The sequence below is a fragment of the Streptomyces sp. NBC_01723 genome, assembly GCF_036246005.1.
Lineage (GTDB): Bacteria > Actinomycetota > Actinomycetes > Streptomycetales > Streptomycetaceae > Streptomyces.
This window is the reverse complement of record NZ_CP109171.1, coordinates 7134452-7149847: the sequence shown is the minus strand read 5'-3', so window position 1 is coordinate 7149847 and position 15396 is coordinate 7134452. Positions and strand designations below refer to the sequence as shown.

The following is a 15396-nucleotide window of genomic DNA, read 5'->3' as shown; positions in this document are numbered from 1 at the left end:
TCTCCTGCCCCACAGGCCGCATCGACCACTCTCGCCTCAGCAAACACAGACCCACTCACCCCTCGAAGCACTACCGAACAACCTCGCCGGGACAAAACGCTCTTTCAGAGGTCGTTTTCACCTGTACTGCCCGCTTATCAGTGAATTCTCGAAGTGTCGGGTCGTGGTTCAGGTGAGGTGGCGGAGGCGGCTGGCGTCTATGAGGCGGGCGGGGTTGCGGATGAGGCAGAAGGAGACGTAATCCTGTCTCATCCCAGGATGCCTGGTCTTCGCGGCCGTGTGTGCGTCGACTGTCGCCGCTGTGCGCCTGGGCGCACTCTGCCCGCAGCGGTACGTCGGAAGCATGGTGAAACGACGTCCGTATCCGAGTGATCTGTCCGATGCCCGTTGGGAGTTGATCAAGCCGGTCCTTGCGGCCTGGCGGTTTGAGCGCCGCGGCCGGGCGCTGGACTTCGGCCGGCCGCCCGAACACGACCTGCGCGACATCATGGACGCGATCTTGTACGTGGATCGCACCGGCGTCCAGTGGCGCTACCTGCCGCATGATTTCCCGCACGGGAACACCGTCTACGGCTACTTCGCCAAGTGGGCGAACGAGGGTGTGTTCGCCCAGCTCAACGGTCTGCTTCGGCAGCTGCTGCGGGAGAAGGAAGGGCGGGAAGGCGAGCCTTCAGCGTGCGTGATCGACGCCCAGAGCGTGAAGACCTCGACCAGCGTCCCGGCCTCCGGTCAGGGCATCGACGCGGGCAAGAAGATCGTTGGCAGGAAGCGGAGCATCGTCACCGACACGCTCGGCCTTCTCCTCGCCGTGCTGGTCACCGCGGCGAGAGTGCAGGACTCCATCGCCGGCGCCCGGCTCCTGGATCAGGTCACCGCCGACCACCCCGGGATCCGCAAGGTCTGGGCCGACGGCGGCTACCGTCAGCACCTCGTCGAGCACGCCGCGACCCTCGGCATCGACATGGAAATCACCGCTCGCAAGCCCGGGAACAGGGGTTTCACCCCGATTCCGAAACGGTGGGCGGTCGAGCGGACGTACGGCTGGCTCATGCTCCACCGCCGCCTCGCGCGTGACTACGAAACCCTTCCAGCCGCTCCGAAGCCGTGATCCACATCGCCATGACCGACCTCATGGCCCGCCGCCTCACCGGCGAGAACACCATCTCCTGGCGCGACCCGACGAAGGCCATGAAACAACCGATTACGGGATGAAACATCGGGCGAAAACGACCTCTCAGGGCTGAGTGTGAGCGACGATCAGGATCCAGGTCCAGCGGTCCGCCGCCTGGGAGTACGGAGCTTCGGAGTGGTGCAGCCCCCAGGGTCTGCTTCGCGAAGCGAAAGGTGTGCTCCAGGTCGAAGCGGTGGAGAAATGCCTGCCAGAATCGGTCCACGTCGTCCGGAGTGGCGCTGGTCTTGGAGGGCCACAACCACACCGGCGGGGCGTCACGGTCGTTCGACATGCTCGACCTTCAACCGAATCAACGTGCCCTCGACCATGGGAAGTTCACCGTCGTGGTGGAGCCAGGAGGAGCGATGGGTGAGCCTTGGGTGGACCCGGTCCCATGCCTGAGAGGCCGTTCTCTTTCCGAATGTCGTGTGCGGTTCCGCTGGTCAGGCATGAGATTGCGGCTGTGGCGGGAGTCTCGACTCGTTGCTGATCGAGTCGGTGGGGGTGGCGGATGCCGTCGATGCGTGCGGTCCTGGAAACGCGGCGGAAGGCCGCTGCCGTGCGGGTGGATGAGCTCGAAGCCGAACTGAAGCGGGTGCGGGCAGAGCTGGCCGAAGCCGAGGAGGTTCTCAGGCTTCGGACGATGGGCCTGGAGCAGTATCTGGAAGCGCTCGCCGAGGAGGAACAGCCAGCCGGGACAGCCGCCGGCCCGTTGCGGAGGAAGCCGGTGGGCCCGCGCCGTGCGGTGCCGCATCGCCAGAACGCGGCCGGGGTCGAAGACCTGTCGGTGGACTACCAAGCGATGATGGCAGCCGCGGCCGAGGCCGGGATCGACGGGGTGGGCGCCCGGCGGGCGGCCGTGGTGCTCGGCTGGGACAGTGCCTCGGCCTCACGCGTCGAGGGTGCGAGAGCACGGTTGAAGAGGCTGGCGGAGCGGGGCTGGCTGGTGGAGACGAAGCCCGGGAGGTTCACCCTGCCGTCAGGACTGCAGGCCGACCAGATTGTGCGGCCAGACGGCGGCTCATCAGGGCGATCATCGACCAGCGGATGACGGCTTCGCTGGTGTCGGTGCGTCGTTCGTAGTCCCGGACCAGGCGGCGGCTGCGCAGAAACCAGGCGAAGGACCGTTCGACGACCCAGCGGCGGGGAAGTGCCTGGAAGCCTCGGACGCCTTCATCGCGGCGGACGATGTCAAGAACGAGGCCGAGGTGCTGGCTGGTCCAGTCGGTGAGGTGGCCGGTGTAGCCGCCATCGGCCCAGACCCGGGCCAGCCGCCGGAAGCGGCCCGCAGCCTGCGGCAGAGGGGACCGGGCGCCGTCCCGGTCGGTCACGGACGCCGGTGTGACCAGCACGGCCAGGAGAAGTCCGAGCGTGTCGGTGAGCAGGTGCCGCTTGCGACCATTGATCTTCTTGCCCGCGTCGAAGCCCCGAGAGCCGAAGGTGGCGGTGGCGTCCGCCTTCACCGACTGCGAGTCCACGCCTCCCCCGCTCGGCTCGGCGCTGCGGCCTTCGCCCCTACGAATGGCTCGCTCTGCCCGGTCAAGAAGGTAGGACGGTCTTACTGGCTCTGACAAAAGCTGCTGATCATGAGGCTGTCGGCCTCTCTGCTCGTATGTCTGGGTATGGGAAACCGTCAGTCGCGGCCGTGGATCGTGTCGGATGAACTGTGGTCGCTGGTCGAGCCGTTGTTGCCGACGCCAGGTCCGAAGAGGGTCCAGGGCAGACCGCGGGTGCCGGACCGGCAGGCCCTGTGCGGGATCCTCTTCGTGCTGCACACCGGTATCCAGTGGGAGTACCTGCCCCAGGAACTCGGCTTCGGCTCGGGCGTGACCTGCTGGCGGCGCCTGGCGGCCTGGAACGAGGCCGGCGTCTGGGACCAGCTCCACCAGCTGCTGCTGAACGAGCTGCGGTCGAAGGACCGGCTGGACTGGGAGCGGGCGGTGATCGACTCCTCGCACGTGCGGGCCGCCCGACGGGGCCCAAAGCGGGCCGAGCCCGGTCGACCGCGCACGGCCGGGCAGCAAGCACCACCTCATCGTCGACGGCCAGGGCATCCCGCTCGCGGTATCGCTGACCGGCGGCAACCGCAATGACGTCACCCAGCTGCTGCCCCTCCTAGACAAGATCCCACCCGTCGCGGGCCGGGTCGGCAGGCCCCGCCGGCGGCCGGACGCTCTGCTGGCCGACCGCGGCTAGGACCACGACATCCACCGCCGCCAGCTCTGGCAGCGCGGCATCCGGCCCATGATCGCCAGACGAAGCGAGCCCCACGGCACCGGCCTGGGCATCTTCCGCTACGTCGTCGAGCGCACGATCGCCTGGCTGCACGGCTTCCGCCGCCTCCGGATCCGCTGGGAACGACGCGACGACATCCACGAAACCTTCCCCGGCCTCGCCACCTGCCTGATCACCCACCGCCATGTCCAACGCCTTCGTTAGGACCTCTTATTGTCTCGCTGAACCATGCCGCCCCGCCACCGCCCGTCTGCCGCCGTGCCCCAGACTCCGGGCTCCTTGGCCGTCAGCAACGCCGCTGCCGTTCGCCGAGATACGGGAACTTCACCGGTGCAAACAACGCCCCCCCCACAAGCAAAACTGCCAAGGACTGGGCGTTTACGGAGGTCAGGCGCGGCGGACAGAGTGTCGTCGCAGGTCTTCGCGGGCAATTCGTGGATGGGGCGTCGAGGCTGGGGTGTTAGCACCTTCCGCGGTCATGGAGTGGAGGCTGCCGGGCGCTGATTGTGACCTGGTCCGGGTGGTGGGGGGCGCGTAGCCACAGAGCGCTATTGATGGCATGGGGGGGATGGAGACACCGTTCCCCGTGATCGGGTTGCGCGGTGCTTGCTGGCTGTTGGTCATCTCTGCGGCCTGCCCCGAGGGCAGTAGGCGATTGGCCACCTCCGCAACGCTGGTGCCAGGAACCTCAGCGGATACGGAGACCCCAACCAGAGGCATCTCCTGTTGGGCCGTCGGTTCGTCACCTGGGTTGTTGGGCGTTGCTTCGGGCGGGGTATTCCCAGTGAGCGACTCAAGGTACGGGTAGGTGAGCCGTGCGAACTCCGAAAGAGCCACGGCTCCCGCCCCGGCAGCCTGCCACGAGTGATTATCCATTCCGGCACCGACTGCCCATACGAGTGAGCCAACTCCGTGCCCCAGGAGGCCCTTGTTTCGTTCTCCCACCGCATCCCAAAAGAAGCCTGCTCCTGCGGCTGAAAATGCGATGGCGCGCGCCACAGGGTTGTCTGTCACCGCAGCACCCGTGAACGCGGCCATCTCGGAGACATCAACCAAACCCCTGGACCAAGCCGCCTTGCCCTGACGATATTTCATTGCGGCCGAGGTGAGGTTCGTCGTGGCATTCAGAGCGGGCCCCAGAGTTAGAGCAATCTTACTTCCTGTGGCGATTCCGCCCGCCCAAATAGCCGTACCGAGGGCATTGCCGATGCTCGTTGCCGCATCCTCGCGGTCCGGCCAACTCTCCAGCGCCTTCTCCGCGTTGTAGGCAGCGAGATGTCCGAAACCGATGGCGCGATACACGCTGTTGTGCCGTGCGTAACCGGCGGACACCCAACCCATGGTGGCCGTGAGGGTAGATTTCTTGACCACGTCCCAGAGCTTACTGCCCTTCCCACTTGCCTCGCACTGCGTCCCAGCGTCGGTCGTGGCGGCCGAGGGCGCGCGACCCTGCGGCACTCCCGACTCGAGGTACGTCTCCCGGTCGTGATCATCGCGGTGCGTTTGTTTTGCGGAGTCCATCATGATGGCACCTTTCGCGTTGCTTCCAAGCCAGGATTGCCGTTCCTCCACCGCCGAAACTGCGAATCCGTGATCAGGCCATGATGACTGCTGCCCCTCCGAACTGGTAGACCGGCGGGGAGTTGCCCCGATAGGTCGGTGAGCGTCGGTGGCCGTCGTGGGACATTGGTTCGGCCTCGCACGCATTCTGCCACGACGGGCTAGTGATCTGAGTCAGAGATTCGTCGGCAGTAGGCGGCGACTTTGTCGAGGATCTCGTCGGCGGTCTTCGTCCAGACGAAGGGTCTGGGGTGTTCGTTCCAGTCGGCGAGCCAGGACCTGATGTCACGTTCGAGGGCCTGGACGGAGCGATGGACGCCGCGCTTGAGTTTCTTCTGGGTCAGCTCGGCGAACCACCGCTCGACCAGGTTCAGCCAGGACGCGCTGGTCGGGGTGAAGTGCAGGTGGAACCGTGGATGGGCCAGCAGCCACTTCTTGATGTCGGGTGTCTTGTGGGTCGCGTAGTTGTCGAGGATCAGGTGGACTTGAAGGCCGGCTGGGACTTCCTTGTCGAGTTTGGTGAGGAACTTCTTGAACTCCGCGGCCCGGTGGCGGCGGTGAAGGGAGCCGATGACCTTGCCGGTCGCCACTTCCAGGGCGGCGAAGAGGGTGGTGGTGCCGGCGCGGACGTAGTCGTGGCTGCGGCGTTCAGGAACGCCGGGCATCATCGGCAGCACCGGCTGAGAGCGGTCGAGAGCCTGAATCTGCGACTTCTCGTCCACGCAGAGCACCAGGGCCTTCTCCGGCGGATCGAGATAGAGGCCGACGACGTCGCGGACCTTGTCGATGAACAGCGGGTCGGTAGACAGCTTGAACGTCTGTGAGCGGTGCGGGGCCAGGGCGAACGCCCGCCAGATCCTCGAGATGCTCGACTGCGACATGCCCGTGGCCGCAGCCATCGACCTCGTCGACCAGTGGGTGGCGTTCTTCGGCCTCTCCTCCAGCGTCTTGACGATGACGCGCTCGACGTCCGCGTCGGTGATCTTCCGCGGGACACCGGGCCGCGGGTCGTCACACAAGCCGTCCAAGCCCCGTTCGAGGAAGCGGCGTCGCCAGGTGCGGACCGTGTCCGGAGTGATCCGTAGACGCCGGGACACCTCCATGATCGAGTGCCCCTCGGCACACTCCAGCACGATCCGCGAGCGCAAGGCCAGGGCCTGGGCCGTTGAACAACGCCGCATCCAGCCCTCCAGCACGGCCCGCTGGGCATCGCTCACCGACAACGGCGGAATCTTCGGACCCGGACGACTCATGCCCAACTAACGAAAAATCTCCGACTCAGGTCACTAGTAGTGCTTCGTTAGGTTCTTCGCTGTCTGAGGCGGTTTCGTCGGGCAGGCAGGGGGCGTCCGCAGGTGGTGCAGGCACCGGTCCAGCACCTCAGCAGGTCCTGTAGAGCGTCGAGGACCTGGTAGAGGGTCAGGCCGGTGTGCGGACTTTTGGGTCGAGCCTCCTGAGGGCGAGGAATGCCTGGGCGGCGGTGACGAGGGTGACGTGGTGGTGCTAGCCGCGCCAGGTGCGGCCCTCGAAGTGGTCCAGGCCCAGGCCGTGCTTGAGCTCGCGGTAGTCGTGCTCGATCCGCCAGCGCATCTTCGCCCACCGCACCAGGTCGGCGACCGGGGTCGAAGCGGGAAGGTTCGATATCCAGTAGCCCGTGGGAGCGTCGTGGCTGTCCGGCCGTTCGACCAGGAGCGTCTGGGTGGGCAGGACGCCGTCCCATCGGTTGCGGCCGCCGCCCGCCTCCTGGGCCGCGGCCAGGGACTGCTTGCCCGAGGGCCGGATGGTCAGGACCGCGAACCATGAGGTCATCGCGCCTTTGCTGCCCTGGCGCCAGGTCACCTCGGTGAACCGGGCCGCGTCGGTCTCGGCCGCGAGGGCGGAGATGGCTCGTGGTGGGATGCGATAGCGAGGCAGTGTGGGCGGACCGAGCCCGCCGTATGTCGGATGGTGCGGCTCGACGCCCTCGGGGTGGACGACCTCCTTCCCGGTCAGCGCGAGGACGTAGGGCAGTCCTCGTTCCTCAAGGCCGATCCGGAACAGGGTGCTGACGCCGTAGCCGGCGTCGGCTACCACGACCGGCGCCTTCATCTGCCAGTCGGCGAGCGTGTCGAGCAGGCCGAGCGCAAGCCGCCACTTCTCCTGGTGGACGACGTCGTCGGGGACTCCCGCGCGGCGGCAGCGGTCCGGCTCGTCCGTCCACTCCCGCGGCAGATACAACTGCCAGTTCAGCGGGCACGAGGCCGTGTCGGTAGCGGCATGGACGCTGACCGCGACCTGGCAGTTCGCCCGCTTGCCGACCGCGCCGCAGTACTGCCGGGCCACCCCGACCGACGCCCGCCCGCACTTGGGGAACGACACGTCGTCGACCACCCACACCTCGGGCGTGACCGCCTCGGTGAGCCGCTCGGCGATCCGCTTCCTGACCGGCAGCGGATCCCACGGCGACTGGTTCACGAACTGCTGCAGGGCCTGCATGTTCCCGTCCGGCAGACGCTCGGCCATCGGCTGGACCGACTTCCGCCGGCCATCGAGCATCAGACCCCGCAGATAACATACCCAACTCCGCCTTGCCCGGCCCCTCGCAGAAGACCTTCGCAATCCCTGGGAGCGGCCCGCCCACCACGGGCGACTCACACCCGCGCGCGTCCGTCGAGGATTTCGCCGCCTCCACGGGAAAACACCTCAGCCAGCCAGCGCACCGAAACCCAGCACCGCAGGCCCCGGCCGGCCAATTGGGATCAAGAACAAGCGCCGCGCACGCGAGCACCCCGTCGGGAAACAGGACAAACCAAACCTCGCGGAAGCCATCGCAAGCAGCAGAGCTGCATAAACGTCAAGCTTAGGGACGAGAGCCCGACTCCGCACCGGCGTGACCAGGCGGGGGCGGTGCGAACGGTTCGGACAAGCCCGTCGGCGTCGGGGGTTGCAAGCCGTGGTGTTCCCGGTGCGGTGGTCCGGCTGTGGTGTCACACGTTCCCCGTCACCTGGCAACGCGACGTCCCTGTGACGATGGCCTTGAACTCTCGTAGCCGCCCGGAAACTGTGGGCCCGGTATGCCGTGCCTACCATCCTGGGCCCCGAATCCTGGAGGTGCCGCGGGTTCTCCGGCAGGCTGCCCTCCCCGCCTTTGAGCCCACTGGTTGAACTCTTGCCACGCTTGCATGTCCATCGCCACAGCCGGCGCAAAAGCGTTATCGAACTCGCGGCGATGCATATTGCTGGTGAATTCCTGGGAGGGGCCCGGCTGGTGACCGGCCTGGTGACTGGAGAACTGACCGGAACCGGCCGCGGACACCAGATAGTTCCCCACTGGGTTCTGCGCCTCGTCCGAGGCAGGCAGAACTCCCGGCAGCGGCACAGCGGCCCCGCTCCAAGACTGTGCAGCCCCCGCACCGGGCAGCCCCAGCCCGGGCTGCACACCGCCGACAACCACACCGGACAAGAAGTCCCGCTGCCGCGCTACCGCCGGGTCGATGTAGTAACCCGCCCTGTTCGGCCGTGGCTTCACGGGGATCTGCGCATCCGCCAGCACCTTCCCCTCCGCTTCACTGACCACACTCGCAGGGTCGAGGAGATGATGCATCCGCTGCCGGGCCGCGTTCTCCCACTTGGGCGCGTCCTTCCTGGCCGCCGTGGGGAGGTGACCGAGGGGGACCTGGGCGGGGTGTTCCGGCTCGCGGGTCAGGCCGTACAGCCGTGCGATCCCCGTGGCTTTGCTGACATGCGCAGCCGCCCTGGTGTCGTCACTGTGCCGCGGCACCGCCGGGTCGATGTAGTAACCCGCTCCCTGCGGCCGTGGCTTCAGGGGGATCTGCGCATCCGCCAGCACCTTCCCCTCCGCTTCACTGACCACCCTCGCAGGGCTGACGAGGCTATGCATCCGCTGCCGGGCCGCGTTCTCCCACGCGGGCGCGTCCTTCCTGGCCTGCGTGGGGAGGTGACCGAAGGGGACCTGGGCGGGGTATTCCGGCTCGCCGCTCAGGCCGTACAGCCGTGCGATCCCCGTGGCTTTGCTGACATGCGCAGCCGCCCTGGTGTCGTCACCGTGCCGCGCTACCGCCGGGTCGATGTAGTAACCCGCTCCCTGCGGCCGTGGCTTCAGGGGGATCTGCGCATCCGCCAGCACCTTCATCTCCGCTTCACTGACCACATTCTCGGGGTCGAGGAGATGATGCATCCGCTGCCGGGCTGCTTTCTCCCACGCGGGCGCGTCCTTCCTCCGCATGGGGAGGTGGCCGAGGGGGACCTGGGCGGGGTGTTCCGGCTCGCGGGTCAGGCCGTACAGCCGTGCGATCCCCGTGGCGTTGCTGACATGCGCAGCCGCCCTGGTGTCCTCACTGTGCCGCGCTACCGCCCGGTCGATGTGGTAACCCGCCCTGTTCGGCCGTGGCTTCACAGGAATCTGCGCATCCGCCAGCACCATCCCCTCCGCTTCACTGACCACATTCTCGGGTTTGAGGAGATTATGCATCCGCTTCCGGGCTGCTTTCTCCCACGCGGGCGCGTCCTTCCTGGTCCGCTTGGGGAGGTGGCCGCGGGGGACCTGGGCGGGGTGCTCCGGCTCGCCGCTCAGGCCGTACAGCCGTGCGATCCCCAGAGCGTGCCCTTGAAGGGGAGCGTGCTGATCCATGACATCCTCCATACGCAAACCGCCGACAACACCCCCCCTCAACGCAGCACACCGCCCGACGGTTCAACACCCGCCTGCCCTAGTACTCCGGCAGCGTTTCGCTATCTGGCCTGGTCAGAAGCATCCCCTGGAGTGTTGTGGACTGATGGTGTGTCAGGGACGGTCCCAGACCACCCCTCCAACGAGTGGCATCCAGAACTGTCCGAGCTGTGATGAGGGCAGCCTCCCCGCGTGATCGACGACCTGGCCGACGCGACCTGGGGCCGGGACTTCGACGACCTCATCCTGCGAATCGGCCACCGCTTCGGCCGTGCAGACCCACGACGTCGCATGCGCGACTACGTCCGCGCCCTGCTCGGTCCGGTCGGCCGCAAAAACGGCTGGTAACCTGGCCGAGCACGTAGGCCACCGCACCCCGACGGCCTGCAACGGCTCCTCAACGGAGCCACCTGGAACGCCGACGACGTCCGCGACGACCTGCAGACATACGTCGCCGACAACCTCGGCGAAACCGTCGGGGTCCTCATCCTCGATGATACCGGCTTCGTCAAGAAGGGCGCCACCTCCGCGGGCGCGCAGCACCAGTATTCCGGCACCGCCGGGGCCCGTATTTCGGGGGCGGCCGCTGACCAGCTACCAGGTCGTCCCCGAGACCATCGCCGCCACAACCACCAGGACCGTCCTGACCATCGGGGCCACACTGGACGCAGGCAGCTACGATCTCGGCATCAGCGTCACACCCGCCGAGTTCCACGCCCTTCCGATCACACCCAACACCTTCCACGGTAACTGGAACTACACACTGTCGCTCGTTCCACCGCGAGCGCCAGACGCGCCGGCAACGGCACACCGGACCGATCCCGCCCTGACCGCGATGCTGACCGACCCGGCCCTGATCGGCATGTCACGAACCGCCTTCGAGCAGCTGGTGACGGTCTCGGAACCTTTCTGGGACGCGTTGGCCGAGGCGGCATTCCCGCGACGCTTCCACCGACCACGCAGCTACCGTCACCCACAGACCAGCAGCATGGACCACACACCCACCGGCTCCTGGCAGCCATCCTCTGCCGTCGCAGAGCGATGACCATGACGTTCCTGGTCCAACTATTTGGGTGTCAAACGCACCAACCTGTCCATCCAGTACCAGGACGCAAAACGGCTCCTGGACCTGCACCGGTCCCTCGTCACGCCGATACCCGGATCGCCGGCCCGCACCTTGGAACAGCTACACGCCCGAACAACCCCCGTGGAAGCCAATACGGGCCCCGGGCCCCGCCGAGAACTGCCAGGTCGGCGGTGCGACGCGAGGTCGCACGCTGTGAGTGGTTACGTAGGGAGGCGGTGGGCATGACGCCGATGACGTAACCCGGGCCGTCCAAGGCCCGTCCCCTCTCCGACGTGCGTCGCTGGCAACGGCGGGGTGCGAAGCTCGGGGAAGAAGCCCAAGAGCTCCCGTTCCATCCGGGAGCCACACAGGCAAAGAGGGTGAAGCTCACTGAACCTTCAACGATGCTCCGTGATGGCAAGCCTCGCAGATGGGAAGTAAGACCGTGTCCTACATGGTCAGTTGGTCGTTGGGCTGCGTATGGGGCGGGGTACGTGGAGTTGGATTGTTCCGGACGGCTTGTGGGAGATCGCCAGGCCGTTGATCCCGGAGGTCCGGGTTCGGCCGCAGGGCGGCGGGAAGCAGAACACGCCTGATGAGACGCTGTTCGCAGCGATCATCTATGTGCTGGTCAGTGGATGTGCCTGGCGGGCTCTGCCGCCGTGTTTCGGGATATCGAAGTCGACCGCACACCGCAGGTTCATGATCTGGTCGAGGGCCGGCGTGTGGGGGCGCTTGCATGAAGCCGTCGTTCACCGGCTCGATGACGCGGGCCTTGTCGATGTCTCCCGTGTGGTCCTCGACTCGGCTCATGTGCGCGCTAAAAAGGGGCGAACACACAGGTCCGAGCCCCGTGGACCGAGGCAAGCCGGGTTCCAAGATGCACACCCTGTCGGACGCGAACGGACTGCCCCTGGTCGTCGGCGTCTCGGCCGCCAACGTCCACGACAGCCAAAGCCTGAAGCCCATGGTGGCGGGTCACCAAACGAAACACGACCCCTATCGCGGCCGCCACTTCAAACCCCAACGCCTCCATGCCGACAAGGCCTACGACATCCCTGAACTGCGGAAATGGCTCCGCGGCAAGCGGATCGGAGTGCGTATCGCCCGCAAGGGCATCGAGTCCAGCGAACGATTGGGTCGGCGCCGATGGGTGATCGAACGGACCATCTCCTGGCTGTCCGGCTACCGCAGACTCAGCCCTCGCTACGAACGGAAACCCCGCAACTACCTGGCCTTTCTCGGCCTCGCCGCAGCACTGTGCTGCTACAAACGACTCCTCAAACTGACCATGTAGGACACGGTCTAAGACCGTGTCCTACGTGGTGATCGCTCGTTGGGCTGTCTATGGGGCGGGGTACGTGGAGTTGGATTGTTCCGGACGGGCTGTGGGAGATCGCCGAGCCGCTGATCCCGCCGTCGAAGGTGCGACCGCAGGGTGGCGGAACGCAGGACACACCTGATGAGACGCTGTTCGCGGCGATCATCTACGTGCTGGTCAGCGGTTGCGCCTGGCGGGCTCTGCCGCCGTGCTTCGGGATATCGAAGTCGACTGCGCACCGCCGGTTCCTGATCTGGTCCAGAGCCGGTGTCTGGGGCCGTCTGCACGAGGCCGTGCTGCACCGGCTCGACGACGCCGGCCTGATCGACGTCACCCGCGTCGTACTCGACACCGCCCACGTCCGGGCCAAAAAGGGGGCGAACACACAGGTCCGAGCCCCGTGGACCGGGGCAAGCCGGGTTCCAAGATGCACATCCTGTCGGACGCGAACGGCCTGCCCCTCGTTGTCGGTGTCTCCGCCGGCAACACCCACGACAGCGAAGGACTGAAGCCGATGGTGGAGGGTCACCAAACGAGACACGACCCCCATCGCGACCGCCACTTCAAGCCCCAGCGCCTGCACGCCGACAAGGCGTACGACATCCCCCACCTGCGGAAATGGTTACGCGGCAAGCGCATTGGCGTCCGCATCGCCCGCAAGGGCATCGAGTCCAGCGAACGATTACTGAGGATTTCGGGTTGTCGTCGGGTAGTGACGGCTGATGGCCCCTGCGGTATGCCGTTGGTGTGAGGTATCCGGAGGGTGGGGGCTTGACCGCTGAGCGGCGGGCCTTTCGTGAGGGGATCCGGCTTCAGGCCGGCGAGAGGTTCGCGGCGGGCGAGAAGACGGCGGCGATCGCGAAGGATCTGCGGGTGAGTGTGCGGTCGGTGGAGCGCTGGCGTCGTGCCTGGCGCGAGGGCGGCATGGAGGCCCTGCGCTCGGCGGGTCCGGCGAACTCCCCGACCGTCACAGACGCCCAGTTCGCCGTGCTCGAGGAAGAACTCGGCAAGGGGCCGGCCGTACACGGCTTCGAAGACGAACGCTGGACCCTGACACGGGTGCAGACGGTGATCCGCCGGCGTCTGCGGGTGAGCCTGTCGGTGGCGACGGTGTGGCGGCTGCTGAAACGGCACGGTTGGTCCTGGCAGGCACCCGCCCGCAGAGCACTCGAGCGCGACGAGCATGCGGTGGAGCTGTGGAAGAGGGAGGTGTGGCCGCAGGTAAAAGACTCGCGGCGGCGTCCGGTGCCTGGATCGTCTTCGAGGACGAGGCCGGCTTCTCGATGACCCCGCCCCGTGCCCACACCTGGGGCCGACGCGGACACACCCCCGTCATCCGCGTCCGCGGCAGGTCCCGCCGCCGGACTTCCATCGCCGCACTGTGCTGCTACAAACCCGGCGAGAAGAGCCGCCTCATCCACCGGCCCCGCGCTCACCTCCGCCTCAAGGGCGCACGCAAAAGCCTCTCCTGGCAGGACTACCGCGACCTCCTGGTCCGCGCACACCTCCAGCTCGACGGCCCGATCGTGGTGGTCTGGGACAACCTCAACACCCACCTGGCCACCGGGCTGAAGCAGTACGAGGCCGACCACGACTGGCTCACCACCGTCCGCCTCCCGCCCTACGCACCCGACCTCAATCCCGTCGAGGCCGTCTGGTCGCTGGTACGCAGGGCGATGGCCAACACCGCCTTCGACACATCCGCCGACCTCGACCGCACCCTTCGCCGCGAGTTACGCAGGATCCAGCTCCGACCCCACCTGGTCGACGGCTGCCTGACCGCCACAGGTCTGGCCATCACCCCACCGACCCCGCCCTGAAAACCTCAGTAGGACGCCGACGCTGGGTCATCGAGCGCACCATGTCGTGGCTGTCCGGCTACCGCAGACTCAGCCCGCGGTACGAGCGCGACCCCCGCAACTACCTGGCATTTCTCGGCCTAGCCGCCGCCCTCTGCTGCTACAAACGACTCATCCGCCTCACCACGTAGGACACGGTCTAAGAGCGTGGTGCAGGACTGGCGGGCTGAGAAGCGGCCGGTGCCGGTCGAAGCCACCGAGTCAGCCGGGAGGACACAACCGTCCCGGGGTAATGAGGGCGCCCACCCCGGTCGCATCTCACACGTGTGGAACGCGACTGTCGGCGACGCTTGAAAGGTGAGCCGATTCCGGCGGGTGAAAAATGACCCCCGCTGTGTCAGTTGATGTTGGTCATTTCCCGGTGTTGGCGGCGGGAACTCGTCCGAGGTCGCGGCCGCGCATGCGATAGCTGTCGCCCTTGAGCGAGATGACCTCGGCATGATGGACGAGTCGGTCGATCATCGCGGCGGCGACGGTGTCGTCGCCGAAGACCTCGCCCCAGCGCCCGAAGGGCTTGTTGCTGGTCACGATCACCGAGGCGCGTTCGTAGCGGCCCGAGATGAACTGGAAGAACAGGTTCGCGGCCTCGGGCTCGAAGGGGATGTAGCCCTCTTCGTCGATCACGATCAGCGGGATCCGTCCCAGCCGGGTCAACTCGTCGCTCGGACGCGCTGCTTGAGGGTCCTCGGCGAGGCGGGTGGCCCACTGGGCGGCGGTGCCGAAGGCGACCCGGTGGCCGGCCTGGCAGGCCCGGATGCCGAGCCCGGTGGCGAGGTGGGTCTTGCCGGTGTCGGGCGGCCCCAGGAAGATCACATTCTCCTTTCCAGCGACGAAGTCCAGCGTCCCCAGATGGGCGATGACCTTGCGTTTCACGGACCGCTGGCGGTCGAAGTCGAAGTCCTCCAGCGACTTGCGAGAGGGAAAGCGGGCCGCCGCCCGGATGCGTCCCTCGGCGCCGTGGGAGTCGCGGGCGGCGAGCTCCCGCTGGAGGCAGGCGGCCAGATACTCCTCCTGGCTCCAGCCCTCGTCGCGGGCCCGCTCGGCGAGCCTGGCAGCAGCGTCCCGCAGAGCTGGGGCTTTCAGCCCTTTGTTCAGGTAGATCAGTTCGGAGCCGACGTCGCGGCTGGTCCCGGCCTGGTTCGTGCCGATCTTCGTGCTCATCACGCTACCCCTCCACCCGTGCTCAGCCCGCCGTCGATGACGCCGAAGATCCGGTCGTATGTGTCCAGCGAGCGTTCCTCGACTTCCGTCACGTCCATCGGCGCCGGTTTCGTGCCGCCGGCCGCCTTGCGGGCGGCCGCGGCAGCGGCCGCATGGTCCGGATCGGTGATCGTCTGGTGGCGAGCCCAGCTACGGGCATGGCGGGCGGCCTCCACGCCGTCGCAGGTCACCAGGACCTGGTCCGGGTCGGCGGTGACTTCGATGCGGCGGCCGACGGCCAGCGGAAGCACCGAGTAGTCGCAGGTGTCCAGGCGGACCTAGGGTCCGTCTTCAAAGATCACTGAGGTGGTGGAT

General features: G+C 67.0%; 8 protein-coding genes and 10 pseudogenes. 10 read left to right on the top strand and 8 right to left on the bottom strand.

What is annotated here, in order from left to right:
- The first annotated feature begins 343 nt into the window (after nt 1-343).
- Nucleotides 344-1212: pseudogene (locus tag OIE75_RS33615) on the top strand (IS5 family transposase).
- A 28-nt stretch (nt 1213-1240) separates the two neighbouring features.
- On the opposite strand, the pseudogene OIE75_RS33610 reads toward OIE75_RS33615, so the two are convergent.
- Nucleotides 1241-1584: pseudogene (locus OIE75_RS33610) on the bottom strand (NF041680 family putative transposase); the annotation flags it as partial.
- Nucleotides 1585-1691: 107 nt separating this feature from the next.
- Here OIE75_RS33610 and OIE75_RS33605 point away from each other — a divergent pair.
- Nucleotides 1692-2222: a hypothetical protein gene (locus OIE75_RS33605; RefSeq protein ID WP_329473199.1), complete on the top strand. Its 531-nt coding sequence runs from the start codon at nt 1692-1694 to the stop codon at nt 2220-2222.
- Here the strand turns inward: OIE75_RS33605 and OIE75_RS33600 are convergent.
- Nucleotides 2140-2649 (bottom strand): transposase, encoded by a 510-nt coding sequence (locus OIE75_RS33600; RefSeq protein ID WP_329473198.1) that lies wholly within the window; start codon nt 2647-2649, stop codon nt 2140-2142. The genes OIE75_RS33605 and OIE75_RS33600 overlap by 83 nt on opposite strands.
- A 144-nt stretch (nt 2650-2793) precedes the next feature.
- Here OIE75_RS33600 and OIE75_RS33595 point away from each other — a divergent pair.
- Nucleotides 2794-3610 (top strand): annotated as a pseudogene (locus OIE75_RS33595) (IS5 family transposase).
- 183 nt (nt 3611-3793) lie between these two features.
- Here OIE75_RS33595 and OIE75_RS33590 read toward each other — a convergent pair.
- The 3 genes and pseudogenes from OIE75_RS33590 to OIE75_RS33580 all read right to left on the bottom strand — a co-directional run bounded on the left by OIE75_RS33590 (nt 3794) and on the right by OIE75_RS33580 (nt 7564).
- The gene (locus tag OIE75_RS33590) at nt 3794-4777 is read right to left on the bottom strand and encodes a hypothetical protein (protein ID WP_329473197.1); all 984 of its coding nucleotides are present in this window, start codon (nt 4775-4777) and stop codon (nt 3794-3796) included.
- Nucleotides 4778-5127: 350 nt separating this feature from the next.
- Nucleotides 5128-6219, bottom strand: a complete 1092-nt coding sequence (locus OIE75_RS33585) for an IS630 family transposase (RefSeq protein WP_329473196.1) — start codon at nt 6217-6219, stop codon at nt 5128-5130.
- Nucleotides 6220-6385: 166 nt separating this feature from the next.
- A pseudogene (locus tag OIE75_RS33580) lies at nt 6386-7564 on the bottom strand (IS701 family transposase).
- Between OIE75_RS33580 and OIE75_RS33575 the strand changes: the two are divergent.
- Nucleotides 7518-7796: pseudogene (locus tag OIE75_RS33575) on the top strand (NF041680 family putative transposase); the annotation flags it as partial. The pseudogenes OIE75_RS33580 and OIE75_RS33575 sit on opposite strands and share 47 nt — an antisense overlap.
- A 150-nt stretch (nt 7797-7946) precedes the next feature.
- Here OIE75_RS33575 and OIE75_RS33570 read toward each other — a convergent pair.
- The gene (locus tag OIE75_RS33570) at nt 7947-9596 is read right to left on the bottom strand and encodes a hypothetical protein (RefSeq protein ID WP_329473195.1); all 1650 of its coding nucleotides are present in this window, start codon (nt 9594-9596) and stop codon (nt 7947-7949) included.
- A 243-nt stretch (nt 9597-9839) separates the two neighbouring features.
- Between OIE75_RS33570 and OIE75_RS41605 the strand changes: the two are divergent.
- The 6 genes and pseudogenes from OIE75_RS41605 to OIE75_RS33530 all read left to right on the top strand — a co-directional run.
- Nucleotides 9840-10199: pseudogene (locus tag OIE75_RS41605) on the top strand (transposase); the annotation flags it as partial.
- A 7-nt stretch (nt 10200-10206) separates the two neighbouring features.
- Nucleotides 10207-10961 (top strand): annotated as a pseudogene (locus OIE75_RS33555) (ISAzo13-like element transposase-related protein); the annotation flags it as partial.
- A gap of 220 nt (nt 10962-11181) precedes the next feature.
- A protein-coding gene (locus OIE75_RS33550; RefSeq protein ID WP_329474100.1) for an IS5 family transposase occupies nt 11182-11998 on the top strand; the annotation gives its coding sequence in 2 pieces (ribosomal slippage) (nt 11182-11531 and nt 11530-11998; 819 coding nt in all).
- A 50-nt stretch (nt 11999-12048) separates the two neighbouring features.
- Nucleotides 12049-12713 (top strand): annotated as a pseudogene (locus OIE75_RS33545) (IS5 family transposase); the annotation flags it as partial.
- Between the two features lie 56 nt (nt 12714-12769).
- Nucleotides 12770-13842 (top strand): IS630 family transposase gene (locus OIE75_RS41600; protein WP_443078410.1). Its coding sequence is split into 2 segments (ribosomal slippage): nt 12770-13280 and nt 13280-13842, totalling 1074 coding nucleotides; the frame shifts between segments, so codons are not numbered across the junction.
- Between the two features lie 8 nt (nt 13843-13850).
- Nucleotides 13851-14012, top strand: a pseudogene (locus OIE75_RS33530) (transposase); the annotation flags it as partial.
- Nucleotides 14013-14232: 220 nt separating this feature from the next.
- Here the strand turns inward: OIE75_RS33530 and istB are convergent.
- A complete protein-coding gene (istB, locus tag OIE75_RS33525) occupies nt 14233-15042 on the bottom strand; it encodes an IS21-like element helper ATPase IstB (RefSeq protein ID WP_329473192.1) in 810 nt (269 codons plus the stop codon).
- Nucleotides 15042-15359: pseudogene (locus OIE75_RS33520) on the bottom strand (Mu transposase domain-containing protein); the annotation flags it as partial. The pseudogene OIE75_RS33520 and the gene istB, both read right to left, overlap by 1 nt.
- Between the last annotated feature and the right edge of the window lie 37 nt (nt 15360-15396).